Origin of the sequence: Clostridium sp. N3C (assembly GCF_900095445.1) — a bacterium.
Lineage (GTDB): Bacteria > Bacillota > Clostridia > Clostridiales > Clostridiaceae > Clostridium_AU.
Map to the genome: position 1 here is coordinate 18,660 of NZ_FMJL01000033.1, position 20,578 is coordinate 39,237.

The 20,578-nt window shown below is 32.1% G+C and carries 24 protein-coding genes; 9 read left to right on the forward strand and 15 right to left on the reverse strand.

Annotated features, from left to right (window positions below; all coding sequences use genetic code 11):
- Positions 1-29: 29 nt before the first annotated feature.
- Positions 30-722 (reverse strand): Yip1 family protein, encoded by a 693-nt coding sequence (locus N3C_RS09665; protein WP_074365828.1) that lies wholly within the window; start codon positions 720-722, stop codon positions 30-32.
- A gap of 139 nt (positions 723-861) precedes the next feature.
- On the opposite strand from N3C_RS09665, the gene N3C_RS09670 reads away from it, so the two are divergent.
- The gene (locus tag N3C_RS09670) at positions 862-1,251 is read left to right on the forward strand and encodes a hypothetical protein (protein WP_074365829.1); all 390 of its coding nucleotides are present in this window, start codon (positions 862-864) and stop codon (positions 1,249-1,251) included.
- Positions 1,252-1,295: 44 nt separating this feature from the next.
- Here the strand turns inward: N3C_RS09670 and N3C_RS09675 are convergent, their stop codons facing one another.
- From N3C_RS09675 to N3C_RS09685, 3 genes are all read right to left on the reverse strand, one after another.
- Complete coding sequence (locus tag N3C_RS09675) at positions 1,296-1,886, reverse strand: thymidine kinase (RefSeq protein WP_074365830.1); 591 nt, start codon at positions 1,884-1,886, stop codon at positions 1,296-1,298.
- A gap of 136 nt (positions 1,887-2,022) precedes the next feature.
- Entirely contained in the window at positions 2,023-2,220 is a 198-nt protein-coding gene (locus N3C_RS09680; protein WP_074365831.1) for a hypothetical protein, read from the reverse strand.
- Between the two features lie 239 nt (positions 2,221-2,459).
- A complete protein-coding gene (locus N3C_RS09685) occupies positions 2,460-3,455 on the reverse strand; it encodes a polysaccharide deacetylase family protein (protein ID WP_242944077.1) in 996 nt (331 codons plus the stop codon).
- A gap of 325 nt (positions 3,456-3,780) precedes the next feature.
- Between N3C_RS09685 and zupT the strand changes: the two genes are divergently transcribed.
- The gene (zupT, locus tag N3C_RS09690; protein ID WP_074365832.1) at positions 3,781-4,584 is read left to right on the forward strand and encodes a zinc transporter ZupT; all 804 of its coding nucleotides are present in this window, start codon (positions 3,781-3,783) and stop codon (positions 4,582-4,584) included.
- 126 nt (positions 4,585-4,710) lie between these two features.
- Here the strand turns inward: zupT and N3C_RS09695 are convergent, their stop codons facing one another.
- Positions 4,711-5,220, reverse strand: a complete 510-nt coding sequence (locus tag N3C_RS09695) for a GNAT family N-acetyltransferase (protein WP_074365833.1) — start codon at positions 5,218-5,220, stop codon at positions 4,711-4,713.
- Positions 5,221-5,441: 221 nt separating this feature from the next.
- On the reverse strand, positions 5,442-6,314 hold the full coding sequence (locus N3C_RS09700) for a MerR family transcriptional regulator (RefSeq protein WP_074365834.1): 873 nt from the start codon (positions 6,312-6,314) through the stop codon (positions 5,442-5,444).
- A gap of 211 nt (positions 6,315-6,525) precedes the next feature.
- On the opposite strand from N3C_RS09700, the gene N3C_RS09705 reads away from it, so the two are divergent.
- The 3 genes from N3C_RS09705 to N3C_RS09715 all read left to right on the forward strand — a co-directional run bounded on the left by N3C_RS09705 (position 6,526) and on the right by N3C_RS09715 (position 9,494).
- Positions 6,526-7,254 (forward strand): GTP pyrophosphokinase, encoded by a 729-nt coding sequence (locus N3C_RS09705; protein WP_074365835.1) that lies wholly within the window; start codon positions 6,526-6,528, stop codon positions 7,252-7,254.
- Positions 7,255-7,526: 272 nt separating this feature from the next.
- Positions 7,527-8,291, forward strand: coding sequence for a C39 family peptidase (locus tag N3C_RS09710; RefSeq protein WP_083604507.1), 765 nt, complete (start codon positions 7,527-7,529; stop codon positions 8,289-8,291).
- A gap of 75 nt (positions 8,292-8,366) precedes the next feature.
- Positions 8,367-9,494 (forward strand): hypothetical protein, encoded by a 1,128-nt coding sequence (locus N3C_RS09715; RefSeq protein ID WP_074365836.1) that lies wholly within the window; start codon positions 8,367-8,369, stop codon positions 9,492-9,494.
- Between the two features lie 149 nt (positions 9,495-9,643).
- Here N3C_RS09715 and N3C_RS09720 read toward each other — a convergent pair whose 3' ends face one another.
- The 6 genes from N3C_RS09720 to N3C_RS09745 form a co-directional block, all read right to left on the reverse strand.
- Positions 9,644-10,249, reverse strand: a complete 606-nt coding sequence (locus N3C_RS09720) for an FMN-dependent NADH-azoreductase (RefSeq protein WP_074365837.1) — start codon at positions 10,247-10,249, stop codon at positions 9,644-9,646.
- Between the two features lie 159 nt (positions 10,250-10,408).
- Complete coding sequence (locus tag N3C_RS09725; protein ID WP_074365838.1) at positions 10,409-11,434, reverse strand: DNA polymerase beta superfamily protein; 1,026 nt, start codon at positions 11,432-11,434, stop codon at positions 10,409-10,411.
- A 188-nt stretch (positions 11,435-11,622) separates the two neighbouring features.
- A complete protein-coding gene (locus tag N3C_RS09730; RefSeq protein ID WP_074365839.1) occupies positions 11,623-11,913 on the reverse strand; it encodes a hypothetical protein in 291 nt (96 codons plus the stop codon).
- Between the two features lie 487 nt (positions 11,914-12,400).
- Complete coding sequence (locus N3C_RS09735; protein WP_074365840.1) at positions 12,401-12,664, reverse strand: hypothetical protein; 264 nt, start codon at positions 12,662-12,664, stop codon at positions 12,401-12,403.
- 545 nt (positions 12,665-13,209) lie between these two features.
- On the reverse strand, positions 13,210-13,956 hold the full coding sequence (locus tag N3C_RS09740; protein WP_074365841.1) for an SDR family NAD(P)-dependent oxidoreductase: 747 nt from the start codon (positions 13,954-13,956) through the stop codon (positions 13,210-13,212).
- Positions 13,957-14,146: 190 nt separating this feature from the next.
- Positions 14,147-15,262 (reverse strand): C40 family peptidase, encoded by a 1,116-nt coding sequence (locus N3C_RS09745; RefSeq protein WP_074365842.1) that lies wholly within the window; start codon positions 15,260-15,262, stop codon positions 14,147-14,149.
- Positions 15,263-15,517: 255 nt separating this feature from the next.
- Between N3C_RS09745 and N3C_RS09750 the strand changes: the two genes are divergently transcribed.
- From N3C_RS09750 to N3C_RS09765, 4 genes are all read left to right on the forward strand, one after another.
- Complete coding sequence (locus N3C_RS09750) at positions 15,518-15,874, forward strand: LysM peptidoglycan-binding domain-containing protein (protein WP_074365843.1); 357 nt, start codon at positions 15,518-15,520, stop codon at positions 15,872-15,874.
- Positions 15,875-16,039: 165 nt separating this feature from the next.
- Entirely contained in the window at positions 16,040-16,210 is a 171-nt protein-coding gene (locus N3C_RS09755; RefSeq protein WP_074365844.1) for a YvrJ family protein, read from the forward strand.
- Positions 16,211-16,314: 104 nt separating this feature from the next.
- The gene (locus tag N3C_RS09760; protein ID WP_074365845.1) at positions 16,315-16,533 is read left to right on the forward strand and encodes a DUF1659 domain-containing protein; all 219 of its coding nucleotides are present in this window, start codon (positions 16,315-16,317) and stop codon (positions 16,531-16,533) included.
- Between the two features lie 38 nt (positions 16,534-16,571).
- Entirely contained in the window at positions 16,572-16,790 is a 219-nt protein-coding gene (locus N3C_RS09765) for a DUF2922 domain-containing protein (protein ID WP_074365846.1), read from the forward strand.
- Positions 16,791-16,924: 134 nt separating this feature from the next.
- Here N3C_RS09765 and gshAB read toward each other — a convergent pair whose 3' ends face one another.
- The 3 genes from gshAB to cheB all read right to left on the reverse strand — a co-directional run.
- Positions 16,925-17,908 (reverse strand): bifunctional glutamate--cysteine ligase GshA/glutathione synthetase GshB, encoded by a 984-nt coding sequence (gshAB, locus tag N3C_RS09770; RefSeq protein ID WP_242944078.1) that lies wholly within the window; start codon positions 17,906-17,908, stop codon positions 16,925-16,927.
- Positions 17,909-17,927: 19 nt separating this feature from the next.
- On the reverse strand, positions 17,928-19,385 hold the full coding sequence (locus N3C_RS09775; RefSeq protein WP_074365848.1) for a glutamate--cysteine ligase: 1,458 nt from the start codon (positions 19,383-19,385) through the stop codon (positions 17,928-17,930).
- 227 nt (positions 19,386-19,612) lie between these two features.
- Positions 19,613-20,578: chemotaxis-specific protein-glutamate methyltransferase CheB (gene cheB / locus N3C_RS09780; protein WP_074365849.1), on the reverse strand; the 966-nt coding region annotated here is incomplete at its 5' end.

Sequence of the window (20,578 nt, forward strand, 5' to 3'; positions counted from 1 at the left end):
CTATTATATTGAGAAAAGCCTTTTATATTTTATATAGCCGAAAGACTTTGAGAAATGGACACCCTAATCATATTAAATAAAAGTGTTCCCGCAACCACTATAATTATAGTGGTAATAATCTTTTTATTGCTCATCCTTGTAAAGGCCTTAATGCCATAAAAGATAAATACAAGGCTTAAAATTTCAAATGGATTAAATTGATTAAATAGAACTTTTACATAAGGATCACTACCAGCCATAAAGGAGCTGTTAGTAAGCTTACCAAATACCTCTATAACAAGCTCTCCTAAGATAGTAATAATATAGGCCCCAGAGTAAATTGTCAGCATTTGCTTAAACTTTATTTCTCCTCGTAAAGTTACCACTAAAATATAGTAAAGGCCAGATAAAATAAGTACTGTTATCAAAGCCGTTAACATAGCCATAATGGATATTTTAAAAGCGGATCCAAAGGATTTAGAATTATTTACAATAGCCTCTGACATCTCTTCTGTAAGCTGCTCATTCACAATTTCAGTGACCTTAGATTCACTGAAAAAATAATAGTATATAAAGCTATAAAGGACACTTAACCCTGCCACTAAAGCTAGCAAGAAGGCCCAAGCCTTATCCTTATAGAATATAGCCCATTTCTTAGAATTGTTAATTGTCTTTTCTTTTACTTTTATATTATTTTTCAATGCTTCCTTATTATTTTTTTGCCCACTCTTCTTCTTTGACATAAAATCCCCCAATTTCTTTATACGGTAAATGTATTCCTAACTCTCTCTTCATTTTATCCTTATTTGCTATATATATTCAAGACTTAATGTAACTTTTACAAAAGACTGCTACTATACTATAGTATAAGGGGGCAATACCATGGAGTTTTCTTTTAAGAGCACAAAGTATAATAATACCTCCCAATCTAAAAATAGCAAAGAAACCGATATAGATCAACTAGTTGAATTTTCAGATTTTCTCTTTTTTATAGGAGATGCTATCAATGTATTTACCAAAAGCGACCGTCTTAGTTTGTTAGCTGCTAATATTAAATTAGTTGGTGGCATATTTGCAATAGTTGCAGCTCTTTGGTCTGCTTCGGAAGATGCTAAAAATAAAGATCTTGATCCGTATAATCTTTCTTTAGATCAGCAAGTGATTTTAGGGGCAATCATAAGCCAAATAGGTGCCTTGATACTTACAGATGCTTTGCAAAAGAACATAGGCCTATCTGAAGGAACTGCTGCTCCACCAATTACACCTTTCTAGACTATTTAAAAAAAGTGGCTATAAAAAGCCACTTTTCTATAAATCTATTCTACCGGTGGTACAAAGCATATTCTGCATCTAGGTTCATAACTTTCTTTGTCACCCTGCTGTATAGTTTGACCTTTTATTTTTACCGGCTCACCATTGCTAAGCCTTTGACTAAAAATAGCACGTCTTTTTTTACAGCAAGCACAAATAGGATAAAGATGTTCTACCTCATCGGCCATCGCCATAATATCCCCCATTTTTCCAAAGGGAATTCCCTCATAGTCCATATTTAATCCAGCTACTATAACTCTCTTTGAAAAAATCATAGACTGTATTAGCTCAAGGATTTTACCAGTAAAAAATTGAGCTTCATCAAAACCAATAACATCATAATCTTTAATAAGTTCCTTAGTATAATTTATTACCTCATCTGTGATGCACTGAGGTAATTCCTTTGCCGGTCTTTCAAGACCAGTTCTAGAAGCCACCCGTCCTTTCCCATCTCTAACCTCGATATCTGGCTTAAATACTATAACCCTTTTACCTTCATAGGCCTCTGCTATATTGAGAGAATGTATAAGCTCCCCGCTTTTTTCACTAAACATTGGGCCTGTTATAACCTTTAATCCTACTTCTTCTATAAACATGTGTCTACTCCCCTTGCCTGATACTTAAACTTCCCTTAAAAAATTTCACCTTTCAATTATACAGGCTCCCATCAAGCATATCAAATTGCTAATTTTATATTTAAAGCAATTATAGATACCTTATTGTCCTAACTTTTTAGCCAGTTCTTTTTTTACACATTTCTATTCTTGATTCTATATTTTGAATTACTAATGTTCTTTCTAGTATCTTTCTGTAAAATTCACTAATATTTCCTTGTTCATAGTTTTTATCATTATTTATAAATCTATCTAGCTCTTTTCTATATTGTTTTAATAATTTAGTTAAAAATTTTTCCTCCTTGCTATAGTCCAATTACTCCCCTCCTAGCCACACAGATAGATAAACTTTATTATTGTATTACTTCTTATGTGGCTAAATATACATTTATTACCTTCAAGCTTAACCTTAATATTTTATTTCTTTTCAGTACATAAAATATTAAAAAATCCACCGCAACTCTAATACTTATTAAAACTTAAAATTTCTGCCCAATAAAAAAAGAGATCCTTCACTGAATCTCTCTTTTCAAATATATTACTTAATTAATACTTTTATATCCCCTTCTCTGGGAGCTCATCTAAGGTTTTAAATTCAAAACCTCTAGCCTTCCATTCCTTAATAAGGCTGTCCAATATTTCAGCATTAGTTTTTGATTGTGGGTGTAACAATACAATGGAACCTGGCTTAGTTTTTTCCAGTACCATTTGCTTGGACTTTTCCGGATTGGGCTGATGATTAACATCATAATCCTTGTATGCAAAAGAAAAGAATATGGACTTATACCCCAACTTTTGAGTGTAATACAAGGATAGCTCACTAAAATCTCCCATAGGTGGTCTAAAATATTTAGACATTTTTAAACCAGGAATAGCATTTATAGCTTCTTCCACTCCTAGTATCTCTTTCTTAAATTCTTCTTCATCCTTTATAGAGGGCATAGACTTATGGTTCACTGAATGATTACCTAATATATGCCCTTCATTTACCATCCTCTTAAGCAATTCCACATTTTTAGTACCATTATACGAGCCCTCCACATAAGCTCCTGTTATAAAGAAGGCCGCTTTTACATCATTAGCCTTCAAGGTGTCTAATATACTTGTAGTATAACCATTCTCATATCCTTCATCAAAGGTTAAATATATATATTTATTCGATGTTCCATCATCGGCGTATCCCTGATACTTATTTAGCAGCTCCTTTGCTTCTGTAGGTGAATATAACCAGGACCAGCCTCTTCTGTCCGCATTTAAACTAGAAACATTAACAGATACAGCGGGAACCACTTCATTCTTCTTATCTTTATTATCAAGGGGATCCTTATTACTAGATTCATGATTATTTTTATCACTTTCATCTACAGTCTGTTCCTCTGGCTTCTGTGAAGATTGATTACTAGAATTTTCATTCTTTTGCTCACCGACAGATGTAGTAACTTTTTCGCTCTTATTCACTGCTACAGTTTCTTGAGACTTCCACTTACATCCTCCTAATATTAAAGTAAAAAACAAAATTGCTATTATACTTTTTTTAGCCTCTCCCATCATATCTCTCATCCCCAAATCTATATACTTATGACTTCTTATTAAAAATTATACCATATATTACCTGATTTGTAATGGATATTTGCTTTAAAATTATTATTTTTCACTAAAAATAATTTTCTTTTATCTTCCCTTTAAACTAACCTCATAATAATTGACAAAAAATATACTAATAGCTATAATATAGATAATAATTATTAATTGATAAATATTATTATTCAAATTAGTACTTGTTATACTTAGATTTTTAATAAAGTTAACTCTTTAGATAGATATATAACAAAAGTGCTATAATAAATATACGAATAATATTGGAGGGAGGACAAATATGAATAACGTACTTTTTGCATTTAGTTTAACTATATTAGCTGGTTTGTCTACAGGTATTGGAAGCTCCCTTGCTTTTTTTACTAAGAAAACCAACACTAAATTTTTATCAGTAAGTCTTGGATTTTCTGCCGGTGTAATGATTTATGTATCTATGATAGAACTTTTCAGTCAAGCTCAAAATTCACTTACTGCTGAACTAGGACTAAAGAAAGGTTCCTGGGTAACTGTTATATCTTTCTTTGCAGGAATGCTTCTCATTGCCCTTATTGATAATCTAGTACCTAGTGGTGAAAATCCTCACGACGTTCATAAAATAGAAGATATTGACTCAAAAAAGCAACCTTCAAATTCTAAGTTACTAAGAACTGGCTTATTCACAGCTTTAGCTATTGCAATTCACAACTTTCCTGAAGGTTTAGCAACATTTGTTTCTGCTTTACAGCAACCAACCATCGCTATACCAATAGCTGTAGCTATAGCTATTCATAACATACCAGAAGGAATAGCTGTATCTGTACCGGTTTTCTATGCTACAGGCGATAGAAAGAAGGCTTTCTTTTACTCTTTCATATCAGGATTATCAGAACCAGTAGGAGCTTTCATAGGTTACTTAATATTAATGCCTTTTATCAATGATCTTATGTTTGGCATAATCTTTGCAACAATTGCTGGTATTATGGTATTTATATCTCTTGACGAGCTACTACCATCCGCCAGAGAATATGGCGAACATCATCTTTCTATCTATGGGCTTGTTGCTGGTATGGTAGTAATGGCTGTTAGCTTGCTACTATTTCTTTAAATCTTGCACCAATAAAATAGTGTTGATGATTAAAGTTATAGTATCATCAGCACTTTTTATAATTCTTATTAAATTAATAAATAAAAACACTAGACACCTTAAAGGTATCCAGTGTTTTTTATATACTTATGCTGCAAGCTTTAAAAACTCATCCATAGACATGGCATATTGCATTTCTTTAGCTAACCGCTTATCTTCTCTAAAACCTACTTTATTAAAAACTCTTATTGATCTTTCATTTTTAAAGTTGATTTTAGCAATAACTTCTTCAGCTCTCCAGGAGAAAAATGCCTTCTTTAAAGCTTCCTTTATAGCATTAGAGCCAAATCCGTTACCCCACTTTTCCTTGTCACCAATAACTATCACTATTTCAACAGATTTATTCTTAGGTACTAGCCTTAAAAAACCTATAGGCTCTTCTTCATTTATAGTTATAATAAAAAAGCTACCCTGTTGGTTAAATAGCGGTGTTAATATTGGCAGATTAACTCTATTTATTACCTGCCTAATAGATTCAGTAACATTTTGATCTTCATTCAAATACCTGCTGACTTCATGATCCTCTAGCCAATCAATAATCTTCCAAGCGTCAGACCTGTAAACCTCCTGCCTCAATTTAACGCTTTTATTTCCCATTTGTACAATCCTCCCAAAAGATATTAAAGCCTTTCAGGTATGATCTTATTATCCTGACGGTTCTTTTCCAATTACATGGTAATGCTATCATGATAACTACCTATTGTAAAATAGGTAAAACTGTATTGCAACAGAATAACTGGAGAAATATGCGGAAATCTAAGCTTTCCTCACAAATTGGCATTGGTTTGGTAGTTTTGAAACCTTGATACAAGAGGAATTTACTGGTTTCTTGACAGATCTGGATATGCTTTTAATAGTTTCTCATTGGCATCTTCCAGTTTTTCATAATATTTAGCATAAGAACTGCTAAGTCTTTTCATAGCCGGTATAAATACATCATAATATCCGCTTGTATTATTGAACTCTCTAATTATTTCTAAAAGTTTATGGGCTACTGAATTTTTATATTCCTCAGACTCTTTATATTTCAAATATTCATCAATCATTTCCTTATTTTTAGATATGAATTCATCAGGATTTTCAACAGATTTCTTTGTATTCTCTATAACTTGCCTTATACTTTCTATGCTAACCTGTGTATCAAACTCTATCAAGTATTCTTGGACTTCTTCTGGAAAATTTATAGGAGGCACATTATCTAAAAACTCTATAATCTCATCATAAGCCAATTGCTGACTATGGCTACTAATAGGCTCATTCAAAAACTTTGAAAAATGTAGACAAACAAATCGGCCATAGTATCCTGGAAATGCTTCTAATAATTTTTCTGATATAGTTTTACTATTCTCAATTGCCTTTAATTGAGCATCTATTTCGCCATAATTTTCTTCCTTACTAAGTTTATCAATTAAAGCCTTCTTTGCTTCTTCTCTCTGTAAATTTAATTCCCTTTGTAAAGCTATCCTTCCCAGTGTGGTCTTTGTGTCATCCTTAAAAACAAGTTTAATTTCTTCCACGGTAAGTCCAAGCCTTCGTAAAACAGAAATCTTTTTTAAGATTTCCACATCCTTTTCACTAAAATCCCTATATCCATTGTCTAAAACCACCGGTAAAATTAAGCCTTGTTCTACGTAGTATTCAATTGCCTTTTTAGTTAAGTTTGTTATCTTGCTTGCTTCATTAATTAACATATAACCTCACCTCCATATAATCATAAGGCAGACCCTAAGGTTATAGTCAACATTTTTCTCAATTTTTCCCCCTTTGACTTATCTCTATAAATAAATTAATATATCAGTGTAAATAAATATAGATTTCTAGCTTAAGATAACGATTTCAACAAACAATAAAGCTTTACTTTCAATAGCTGTAAATCATATATTAGAAACGGAGTAGATGTAAATGGAAGCAAGGAACCCTGCAGAGTTAAAAAAGCTAAAAACCGAACTAACGAGATTCATGATGTCCTATAAATTCGGCTTAGAAGAAGTAAACACAAAAATTAATATATTACAGCAGGAATTTCAATATATTCATGATTATAATCCTATTGAACATGTAAAATCTCGAATAAAAACACCGGAAAGTATCTTAAAAAAAGTATATAGAAAAGGTTTGGAGCTTTCTTTAAGCTCTATAAAAGAGAATATACAGGATATTGCTGGTATTCGTATAATATGTTCCTTTGTGTCTGATATCTATAAATTAAGTGAAATGTTACAAAGTCAGAAGGATATAAAAGTACTAGCTATTAAGGATTACATAAAAAATCCAAAACCTAATGGTTATCAAAGCCTTCATTTAATTTTACAGGTACCAGTTTTTATGTCTGACAGAATGGAAGAGGTTTGTGTAGAGGTTCAAATTCGTACCATTGGCATGGATTTTTGGGCAAGCCTAGAGCATAAGATTTACTATAAGTATAACAAGAAGGTTCCAGAAAAGTTATTGCAAGACCTTAAAGAAGCAGCAGAAACGGTAAATCAACTGGATCATAAAATGGAAAGAATCAATAGAGAGGTCACTAGTTATAAGTCTGCTAATGTATTAGATAATGAATTAAACGAAATATATATTAATAATGAAAACTTCTACTTTCCAGATGATTTTTACCATCTTGTGATGGATTAAATTATATTTAGATATTTCATACTGCTGACAAATATATTTTGTCAGCAGTATTTTTATCTTCAAAAATGATTTTTTAATTTGAGTGAAATTATATTAATCATACCTATTTTATAAAAGTTTAATTAGACGCTCCATTTTTATTTATGTGTGTATTCCATAATATTTTACAAAACTTTTATTATATTTTTTTATATCCTTTATTCACATATAATGTAAATTACAGTATAATAAATTTGCAACGTTGCAAAAAATAAACTTAACGAGGTGATGAAATGCTTAATCGCAAACTTATAATAAAGAAAACTACTAAATATATTGCACTTTCATTAATTATTGTATCACTTACCGGTGTTAATGTTTTTGCAGCAGATCTGTCTACTGAAGAACAGAAGGCCATTCCTTCTTCAGAAGAATCTATAAAAGCATCTCAAGAGAAAATTCGTAAAATGTCAGAACGTTTCAAAAACGTTGGTAAAAATAATTCAAATAATTTAATGGCAATCCCTGATGTGCCTTACAGCAAAACCTTAAGTACATCAGGATACATAAACCAACCGGATAATAACACTTGTGGTCCAACATCTGCCCATAATCTATTATTAAACTGGGGCAAGAATATTTCATTAAATACATTAAAAAACGACCTTCAATTTGATGGCAAACAAACACCTTTTGGTGATCATTGGGCCAAAGCACTTAATAAGCATACTAACTCAAATTACTATAATATTACGTGGTCACCAAATCAATCCACTATTTGGACTGCATTCCTTGGCTGTACTGTAGATGGACATCCATTTATTTTAGATACCCATATGTCATCAAAAAATGGGTACCTTGTTGGATACGAAAATTCAGGTAAGGATTACTGGCACTATGTAACTGGAATAGGTTACTCAGGTGCTAATTTATCAGACAGTTATAAGAAAGGGGTTTATCATGACCCATTCAATGGTCGTGCTGGCACTTATGGTGTACACTCACTCGAGCTACCTAAATGGAAAGCTCTATTAGCCGAAAGAGGAATTGTTTGGTAATCACTTGTTACTACAGCAGATTGTATAATCTCTGCTGTAGCATTTTATAATTCAAATTTAACTAGGAGATAAATTATGAAAAAATTAGTATTATTAATAGTTCTAATGACTTTTTTAATGGCATGTGGATGTGGAACAGAAACTCCAACATCTTCACCAAATTCAAAATCACCTCAGCATAGCATCAATGGAGATCAAGGAAGTAATAAAGAGCAAGTAATTAATGAAAAACAAGAAATTAATATAAGCGAGCAAAATGTACATTCATTTAAAGATGCTTATCCTATAGGAGTACTACCAAAAAACGAAAAGGTTTTCTTACAAATAACTGAAGATACTGACAATAAAATATTAATCACAGATGCTAATGGAGAAAAAGTCATCAAGGAAATACCTGCTACCAAAAACAAGGATATATACAGTGCAGCGGTTACTGATAAATGGATTGTATACGCTGAGGCATCAAATGATTTGATTAAATGGGATTGGGCTATATATGCCATAGATACTGAGTCTGAAAAAAAAGTTCAAGTAGATATGTGGAAATTAGACGAATCATCAACGGCATTCGATGTGCCAACAATGATTGGACCTAAAATTTCTGCCTCTAACCAACAAGTTGCTTGGTCAACCTTTGAAGCAGATTCCAAGAATGCTGTAAAGGCAATTGTAAAAATGTATGATCTTAAAAATAATAGTTATAAAATCATTGATGAAATAGATGCCAAAGAAGGGGAGTTTGGACATCCTTCTATTAGCGGTGAGTGGATAGTATATGACAAAGGGAAAATAGATACTGAAAAGCAAGGACGTTTTGGAAGTATTTTTCTAGTAAATACTAAAGACAATAGCAAAAAGATGCTTGAAGAAGGTATGAATGTGGTTGCTCCAGCCATTAACTATCCCTATATAGTATGGGGTTCCGGTAGATCAACAATAAAAATATATGATGATAAAAAGCAAACAACTAAGATAGTTGTTCAAAATAATGGAACTGAATATTGGAACTTCACCATAAATGATAAATATGTTGCCTGGTATTCAACTAAGGATTCACTTGATGTGTATTCAATTAAAGAGAATAAAATTATATCTTTAATTGATACTGGGGTAACTAATGGTGGCAAATTATCAAACAATTTATTATGGTGGTATAAACTTGGCGAAGGAACCACCCAATGGTTAGAACTTGACCTAGAATAACATAAGATACTAACGACACTAAAGTAGAATCTGTAGGAAGTTACGTGTAAATTCAACGTAAACTACCTACATTTTTTTAATAGGAAATGATAGCACTGTAGATCTAATAAATACTTTCTGCTCCAACCATTCTAATTCTATATAAAGATCTAGAAGCTTCTAGCCAACTGCTGCGCATCATCAATAGCATTTTGAATAATTGATTCCATATCATTGCCTATAACATCAAGTCCCTCTGCAGCTATAGTTGTAAAATCTGTTATGCCAAAGAAACCAAAGATAGTTCTTAAATATCTATCTCCCATTTCATAAGCAGCAGCAGGTCCCTGTCCGTACACTCCACCCCTAGCAACGATATGAAGGCATTTCTTATTATTACAAAGGCCTACCGGACCATTATCAGTATACTTGAAGGTTATTCCAGTAACAGATATATAATCTATATAAGCCTTTAATATAGCTGGAATACTCAAGTTCCAGAAAGGTGATGCAACCACATATTTATCTGCCTCTACAAACTGATAGGCATATTTGAGGATTCTGTGATCTCTCTTTTCCTCTGGATTTGTAGAAAATAAATCTTTTAAATCTTCCTCTTGTAAGAAATTTATATCTTCCTTGTACAAATCTAAGGTGATAATTTCATCCTTAGGATTATTCTTTTTATAAGCTTCTATAAATTTTTCAGAAATCCTATAAGTTCTTGATTGAGAATCACTTTTTGCATCTGCTTTAATATATAGCACCTTGCTCATGGAAATCTCCCCTCTGCTTGTTCTTTTATACCATTTCGGATTTTTTGTCTTCTATACTAAAACTCAATTATATTATTAGCTTATTTTTCAAGTATATGCTTTTTATTTACTTTTGTAGAAAGAAGAGAGGAAATATAATATGCGCAAATATTTCCCCATTTATATAGATCTAGAAACTACTCTCCTATTAATCTCCATAACCAATTCATTTATTCTTTTATAGTCTGGATTATCTGGCAAAACACAATTTTCCTTAGCATACTCAAAATTTTTCTCATACTTATCTACCATTTCAAATATTTCTTCATAACTATACTTTCCATTTCTAATGTCTAAAAGCAGTTGTCTATCCTTTTCCCTATATGTATTTATTCCCTTACCTTCTAAGATCTCTGCACCCATTATTAAAAGCCTTATAAGATGCATAGCGTGCTTTAATAGATGCAGACTATCCTTCTTTTTATTTCTGTGATTTAACTTTGAATAATCCTTTAATACCTGATTCATCTCTCCATACATATTCTTTAAATCCCTTAGAGGATAATGATTTAAATTTATATCTATAAAGATTTCCTCATCATAATCCTCTTTATGGGACTTATCAATATATAATCTTAGCTGATCCCTTGTAATAGGCTTATACCTATCAACAAAGGTCATCATTTGCTTTTCTATACTACATAATATATGTCTTTCCTTTTCCTTCTGGGGATAATTATCTCTAGCTAAAGCATTCTCCAACCTTCTTAATTGTTGAATTGCATAACCTCCAAAGGAAGCATAAACTCGTTTGGATAAAAATAAATCGCCATTATTTCTTAACATACGACCTTCCTCTGTTATTACGAACAAATGCTCCTCCTTAGTGCCTAAGATTTCTAAGGTATTAGGATTTGCATTAACAAGTAGCTTTACAATCTGGGCCAAGGGATAAATAGTCACATCTAATTCAAGGTTTTCAACGGGTTTCTCACTGCAATCCATAGTTAAGATCTCTTCTGGGGAGTTTAAATATATTCCCCGAAGATCAAAATCACTAACGTGATCCTCTGTATCTATATTGGTACCATAGGCATGGCTTCCCCCAGTGGTTAATAAAATTAGTCTATTTTTTAATCTTTCATCCTGCCGTAAAAAATCATACTCCCCACTGTTTATTTTTCCCTTCATTTGCTTCACATTCATATTTTTCGCCTTCCCTTAAACCTTATTAGAAGTTATCTTTATTCTTATCAGAAATATTCTCTACTACTTTCACAAAAATATCACATAAAATTATTAATAATATAAACTAGTATATTATCATAAAAATATCATATACAAAAGCTTTATATCTCACCTTTATATTTTACAACAAAGCAACATAGGGAAAGTTATCTATCGCTTCCATCACTTTCTTCAGACTGATTGTTTTGCTCTGAAGCAGCCATTTGGCTAACTAACTCACAGTCCTGTAATATAGCTTCAATTCTCTTTTTGTATCTTTGCTTGTTAATCCATTCTATAAACCCTTCATCTTCCAAAAGATTCTCTAGGAACATATCTACAATTTCCTCTTCACTATACTGAGAGTACTTAGAATAATAATTTAATATAGTTAGGGTCTTATCAGATATTTCCCAAGTAACTTTTTTCTTAGTTGTTTTAGGCTTTATAAACTTCATAACACTGCAACTCCTTTGTTGTTAAAGATATTCCACTTCAAATTCCTACCCAATCTATTGATAAAATTCCTTACACCTGGTCCAAATATATTGAGAAGTGGTATCTACATAATAGCACAAAATCTCCTATAAAATCCAGAAAAAATACACAAAATTTCACTATAAATATTCATAGTATATAACAGATATATTATCCAAATAAACTCATAATAATTCACCTATAACTTTATGTATTGTTTTAAAAGCATTTTTAAGATTATCAATGAGAAAATATATGAGATTTTATACGATAGTTATAAAAAATTGCAAATAAAAAAATGGAGATAAAATACCTCATTCCATATTATTACATATAATACACAATATTAATATCAATCTTTCCTTTTAGCTTAATAAAGCAATAGGTATGTCTTAGTATAAAAATCTTTCTTATCTACAGATCTTTTTTTCTTTTGTAAACTTTTCTTCTTCCCTTTGCTCTTATACACTATATTTTAAACAAGATCCACTTACAGGTCATCAGCTCATATTTTAATTCATAAATCCTCTCCACTCCATTTATTATTCCTTGGCATCTATATACTAGCATGGGATTGCCTGCAAGCTTTTCTCTATCTACTTGAAGTATTCTATCAACCTTCACTACCGTTTCACTTTCTTCTTCATTGGTTATTCTGAACCTAACCGGTCGCGGTGTTCCTTCCTTAGTAAACCACGCTACAACATCTATAGGTTTTGCTAATACTTTCAAGCTAATCCCTCCTATACATACTTAAAAACTTGTAGTTTTAACAATAATGATATAAATTTCTAGAACATCTGTTCGATATAATTATATAATATCTCTTTTCTATTTTTCAAGGGGGATAGCATATTTTTCTTTCATTCCTTAGATATCTTAATATTTTTAAGGAAATAATAATATCCATTCTAAATGGCCTTATATGCCCTCTATTTTGTTACAATAGAAAAAGAATAATAAATATTTGAGATGTTAAAATGTACACTAGAAAAGAACATTACCTAACACTTAATGAATATGATTTAGTTGAGCGTACTTATGACTGTAAAACAGAATATGCTGATGGAGAGATATGAGTAACATCTGACATTTCAATTAAACATAATCAAATTACAGTATCTATCCTGCCTAAGTTTTTAAATTATCTTGAAGATAGAATATGTAAGTTCAGTATTTCCTGAGCTTAAGATCAGTTTAAAAAATATATTTAAATAATAAAATCCATATAAAAATCTGCAGTCATGTCAAGTGGCATAACCGCAGATTTTTAAAAATTAAATATCTATTCCGCCATCTACTCTAATAACTTGTCCATCTATAAAGGATGACTCATCTGAAGCCAAGAATAATGCTACTGAAGCTATATCCTCCGGCTTTCCTGCTCTTTTTAATGGTGAGCCTTGAATTAAGTGACCTCCTACTTCTTCAAGAGTTCCTAAGCTAGCAACCATTGCAGTATCAATTAGTCCTGGTGCTATTGCATTTACACGTATTTCTGGACCAAGCTCCCAAGCCATTGATTTTGTTAAGCCATTAAGTGCATGTTTTGAGGTTATGTAAGTAGCCATTCCGTGATGTGCATGGAATCCTGCAACAGAAGAAGTATTAATGATTACACCCTTTCCTTTTTCCTTCATTATTGGTGCTACAAGCTGAGTTAAATATAAGGCTGATGTTAAATTAACATTAAATACTTTATTCCATTCCTCTAAAGATACCTGTTGTAATGGTGTAATACTAAGGGCTCCTGCATTGTTAAATAAAATATCTACAGTTCCATAAGCTTCTAGGGTTTTATCAACTAGAACTCGTACACTTTCTACATTAGAAGTATCTACTATTACATACATAGCTTCAAAGCCTTCAGATTTAATTTGCTTTACTACTTCCTTTGCTCTTTCTTCATTTCTTCCAGTTACAACTACCTTCGCACCTTCACGAGCGAATGCTATAGCTGTAGCTCTTCCCATTCCTGATGTAGAACCTGTTACAATTGCCACTTTTCCTTCTAATCTTTTCATACAGCTGCCTCCCTACATTCAATAATACAGTAATACTTTTATTAATCTTGTTATTATTTTAACATATCATTATAACGTTTACAATTAAAAGCGTATTAATATTTATAATATTTTAAATTTTCAAATAATTGTAGCTTTACTATTAAAATAAACTTCTCTCCAGCCATACTGGAAATAAGCTTAACTTCTACTATTTAACCCTTCTTCCAGTAATAAAATCATTTCTGGTCATAGCAGAAATTTTTACTACATCTCCAGTATGGGGAGCATGTATGTAGGTATTATTTCCTGCATAAATTCCCACATGAGTAGGATTGCCCTTTTTCCCAAAAAGCACTAAGTCTCCCACCTGTAATTCTTCTCTTGAAATCGGAACTCCAATCTTTATTTGATCCCAGGTTGTTCTTCCTATTTCAATACCAAAATGGCCATATACATACTGGGTAAATCCAGAACAATCAAAACCAGTATCCGCACTTATACCACCCCATTTATAGGGAGTACCTAAAAACTTAAAGGCATAAATAAGAACTTCATTATTTGAATCTGTATTACCACCCCTAGAAACAGAAGCTTCCCCTGTATCTTGTAAGCTTTGCCTATTCATTTCCTCTATCTTAGCAAGAGTTTCATTTACAAGCATCTGAGCTTCAGTAATCCTTGACGCATAAACTCTTCGTTTTGCTTCCAACTCTTCTATAACTTTCTTTTGCTCCTCAATGACCTTATTAATTTTCTCTAATCTCTTTTCATCAGACTTTTTTAAGTCCAATAAATAACTTTTTGTTTTAGCTAACTTAGCAGAAATCTTATTTAACTTGTCCGCTTTTTCCTGTAAACCATCTATAATCTCCTTATCATAGTCTGATATTCTTTTCATGGAATCAATTTTATTAATAAGATCGTCAAAATTTTCAACCCTTAGAATTAAGGATAAATACTGATTGAGGCCATTCTTATATAAACTAGATAATCTTTTATCCCTTAAGTTTTTTCCCTCTTCAATCTCTTGTTCTAATTTCTTAATCTCTCCTTCTGTAGCATAAATTTGGCTTTCTGTTTTCTCAATCCTCTCTTTATTCTTCTCTATTTTCATCATTAATTCTTCAATTTGTGCATCGTATTCTTGTATCTTTATTTCTAGTGCCTCTTTTTCTGTTTCTATACTGTTATAGATTGCTTGATTGTCCTGTAACTGCTTTTGCTGCTTTTGAAGCTGCTCTGTTAAAGGTTCTGCATAAAAGGTAGTACCTTGCAACAAAAGGGCGCTGATAATAAGAGTTATATACTTCTTTTTTACATACATTTTAACCTCTCCTTTATCATATATGTTTTATATGCATAAAGGCTTTAACTACAATTCTTATAAATTTATCCACATATATAACTCCCTTCTCAAAACTCATTCTAAATTTACTTTCTAGGTATATGTTATGGTATGTAAAATTATTACATTTCAAATTTAAGGGCCTTTCTCTCAAATATGACCAAGGTCTATAAGAACTAGCTTCTGCCTTATTGCATATTATGAAATTGATAACACAAATGGGAGGAATAACCTATGTATATGTACACCATTAAATATACTGTAGAACCTGGGGATACCCTTAATGGTATTGCAAAAAAATTCGATTTAAAATCCTACAAACAGCTTCTTCCTATAAATCGTCAAATTACAGATCCTAACCATATATTGCCAGGCCAAGTAATTAATGTGCTTAAAATCACACCTTTAATTACTTATTTTGTCAAACCCGGTGATACTTTAGGCACTATAATTTATAACTATAATTTAGACCATATAAATTTATATGGTAAGGCCATTACTATGGATGAGATCCTAGCCTATAATCCTAACATTGTAGATCCTAATTTAATATATCCTGGAATGATCTTGTATTTGCCTGAATTTCTATAAGAAAAAGCCTAGCTTTTTAAGATGAAACCAAAAAGCTAGGCTTTTTTATATAAACTTAAATCCTTCTTTCCTTCGCATATTTAATATTAAGGCAATAGTCCTTCAGTATTTTAAATCTATAATTATCAAAGACTCTTTTGCTAATAAAAGAAAGGAGGATTTTACATGGAAGATTTAATAAAGGCTGTAGCAAACGTTGGTTTTCCTATCGCCGTTGCCGCCTATCTACTTATTAGGATAGAAGGTAAGATTGATAAGTTAACCACTTCTATTAATCAGCTTGCAACGATACTTTCTGTAAAGCTAAATGGAAATGAAAATAAGAATCCTATTTAACAGTAAACATGAAGATTAAATAATAAATTTTTGTTTTTTCCAAAAACATCCTGAGAAATGCATATTTAATATCGTAAGCAAAAGTTAATAAAGGAGGTGGCAAGATGGCAGTAGCAAATAAAAATTCAACTAAATTAGCTTTAGTTTTAGTTACTGGCTCTAAGGAAGGAAAAGCTACTACAAAGACTATGACCCTTTCAAAAATCAAACCTTCCGCTGAGGACGACAAGATCTTTGCAACCGCTAAGGCAATAGAATCCTTACTTAGGTATCCTGTATCCAGCATTGAAAAGAACGATAACTATTCATTGACAGATATGTAGCCTAAGTAAAATCCCCCATTAAGAAAGGAGGTTATCTCATGGAGTATTCACTACAACTCACCTTTGTAAATGTAAGTGGAGATAAGGTAAACTTCACTATCTCAAACATTAAACCAGATGTGACAGAGGCTGAAGTTAACGCAGCTATGGATGCTATCATAGCTCAAAATATATTCTACTCAGAAGGTGGAGATTTAAAGGATAAATATAGTGCTCAATTAATCCAAAGACAGGTTACAAAGTGGAGTTTAGCATAGTTTAAAGGTTCAAATAAAAGACCAGTCACAAGTAAACCTAATGGTTTGTAGTGACTGGTCATATTTATTTATGCAAACAAATATCCTAAAACTTACATAATAATTTGAGATATCTGTTTATTATTTAAAGAATCTTAGTAGCCTAATAAATCTAAGACCTTTCTTTCAACCTGCCTGTTTTCGCCCTTGTAAGGGAAATCGTGTATGTGCAAGGCTGGATTGAAATTTAGCTCTATAATGCTGTAATTATGGGAACTTGCCCTTGCCTTAATATCCTGTATGATTATATCCGCTCCACAAATTTTAGCCCCTACAGCCTTAGCAGATTGTACCGCTATATCTTTATAATCCTGGTGTACAGCATCGGTATAATCAATACTATCTCCTCCAGTGCTTATATTAGAATTTTCTCTAAGATAAACAACCTCATCCTTTTTAGGAATATAGTTTATATCCTTCCCTTGTAAAGCTAAATATTCCTTCTCCACATTGCCAAGCTTTATCTTTTCAAGAGGCGTTACATAGCCTTCTCCTCTTAAAGGATCCTTATTTTTTTCATTAACTAGCTCCTCAATGGTACTCTTTCCATCCCCTACAACGTTAGCAGGAACTCTGTGCAATACTCCTGCCACTTCATCTCCTATAACTAAGAATCTGTACTCCTTACCTGATATAAATTCTTCAATAAGCACTATACTATCATAGCTTAAAGCTTGCTCAACAGCCTTTTTATATTCTTCAAGGGACTTAATATTCTTTAAGATAAATACGCCCTTTCCAAAATTAGTAGACTTAGGCTTAACAACTATATCCCTACCTTCAAATTCCGAAAATCTTTCCACTGCCTCTTGAGTATTCTTAACACTTATGCCTCTAGGAACATTTATCCCCTGCTCTCTAAGAAGGATTTTTGTTACTTCCTTGTTTTCCATAATTAACGGAGCTATATAAGTATCCACAGAGGTTTTAGTAGCCTGCTTTACATATTCAACCTTTGAACCCTTTTTTAGGCGAATAAAATTATCTTCCCAATCCAGCACCTGAACCTCAATTCCTCTCCTTTGTGCTTCCGCAATTAAAAGCTGAGTTGAAAGTTCTAGTTTCTTATATTTTTCCATCATCTTAAAAACAACTCCTTTAGCTCCTTTTTAAATTATTCTTTGCCTGCCTTACGCCAAATTTTACAAAACTATCTCCCCTATATTTTGTTGCCTGATATATTCTTTCTGAAGGTAAAAGATTTTTATCCATCAGCTTTAAGCATTGCTTTTCAACACTATCCTTGTATTTACTACTTCCAGAATCCTTATCCATAAGCTCTGCAATATACCTGCATTTCTCAAGTATGCTTTCTGCAAAAGTTTTTAAAGAAATCATTTGTCCATCGTATCGGTGTAACATTAAATCCTTTTTTCTACCAAAGATAGCTGTTAGCTGATGATTACTATTCATCTCATTATACTCCTCTTTAGTAATTGGCTTACTATTTTCAAAAAGGCAATACACCATAAAAACCTGTAGAAAATACAACTGTTCTAAGCTAATACCAACCTTTTCAAAGGGATCTAAATCTATTATTCTTACTTCTAAATACTTTACTCCACGTTTTGTTAAAGCCTCTAGCTGACTTTCTCCCCTTACTACATTTTGTTTTAATCGAATAGAAGAGTAAAATTCGCTTTCACTTTGCAGTAAATTTCCATTGAGCTGTACTTGTTCACCATTCCTGTATATACCTAATTTTAAGTACTCTGGACTTTCCATTGCTAAAATTCTGCTAAGCTCCCTATTATACTCTTCCATACCATTAAAATACAGGATATGCCCATTTTGTACCGTATCAGAATAACCAAATCTGCTCACCCGAAGAGATGTGGCAAATTGCTCAAGATTTTCAATAGCACCGTCACAGCTTGAATAACTTTTTTCCATTTCCTTTAACTGCCTGCATATTACAGGGTAATAAGTATAATCACAGGAAGGGGATGCTCCAAATAGGTAAATTAATAGCCATCTGTACCTTAAAAAGTTTCTGGCCACAGCGAAATAAATTTTGTCCCTAAACTCTCTTTTCCCCTCACCAGACTTCCAATGTTTATAGAGAAAATTAATCATATTTTCGCTATAGGAAAAATTAAAATGAATACCAGATATCATTTGCATCTTCTTACCATAACGAAGAGCTAAACCCTTTCTATATATTTCTTTAATCTGACACTCTTCAGTCTTAGGAAACCTTGCAATAGGAATCAAGTCCTCTTCTGGAAGTCTAGGTGGCATACTAAGAGGCCACAAAAGTTCATCACCAATACCTACTTCCACTTCCTCCTGAATTTCTTTTAAGGATTCATATACCTCTTCCACAGAGTTAAAAACTGGAGTAACCATTTCAATTTGACTTTCAGAAAAATCCGTAGTTATCCGGGGATTTCCGCACTTATCACCAAACACAGCAGGATGAGGAGTTAAAGAAAGATCTCCAGATTCTATTATTCTTTGAGATTCTTTCTCTAATCCAAAGTTACCTTCTGTAAGAAGCTGTGCTTTTTTATTATTTATAATCGATTCTCTAATTTGAGAAAAATTCCACTGCATGATATCCTCCTGTAAATGTATTAATATAAATTATAACAAAGTTTTCACCGGAAAGTATTGTTAATTAGTTTATATGATTCATTTTTCTTACTATATTGTATGTTGATTTAAAATAAAGAAACTAAGCATTTGCTTTTTATTAAGCAGAAGCTTAGTTTTCTCATAAATATTTAGCATTAATATTATATTTTTTATAGATAGAAAATGAACACATCACTATTTATCTGCTACAAATTAAACATAATCTGTTCAAATATCCTTGAAAGAGGTACCTGAACATCCGCTAATCCCGCTTCATAAACTACCTTTGGCATTCCATATACTACGCAAGACTCCTCAGCTTCTACAATAACAAAGCCATTATTTTTCTTAACATTATCGCATCCCATTAGGCCATCATTACCCATTCCAGTGAGAATTATAGAAATGAGTCTATCCTTAAATAAAGGAGCAGCAGAATTCAAGGTCACATTAATTGATGGTTTATATAATGTCTCTATAGGTGAATAATCCTCTACTTTAAAAGTAACCTTATTATCATTATTAAGCTCTAAAAATGTTTGAAATCCTGAGGGAGCAATGTATATATTACCAGGAACTAATTCATCGCCGTTCTCGATTTCCTTAACTCTTAAATTGCATATAGCATCAAATCTTTCCGAAAGTGGTTTTGTAAAACCTGGAGGCATATGCTGTAAAACTATAATAGGTACATCTAAATCCTCCGGGAACCTAGGAAGAAGTGATTGAAGAGCAGAGGATCCTCCAGTGGAGCATCCAATAATAATCAAGTCTCTCTTTTTTGAATAGGATGTTTTTTTCACCAGTTCATTGTTAGTTTCTTTCTTAATATAGTCTTCTTCATTTAGATGAACCTTTCCACTTTTTGCAATGGCTTTGAGTCTAACTAAAAAATCATTGATAATCTCTTCACTTGTATTGTCTCCAATAAGACTACTTTTTAAAAAAAAGTCCACAGCTCCTTCTTCTAAGGCTTCTAGTGCTAATTTGGTACCTTCTTCCGTATGCTGACTGAGCATAACTACAGGAACAGGATTGCTCTTCATAATTTCTTTTAAAGCTTCAATTCCATTAAGTTCTGGCATCTCTAAATCCATAGTAACTAAATCTGGCTTTAATCTTTGAACTTTTTCTATAGCATCTATACCGTTTCTAGCAATTCCTATAATAAA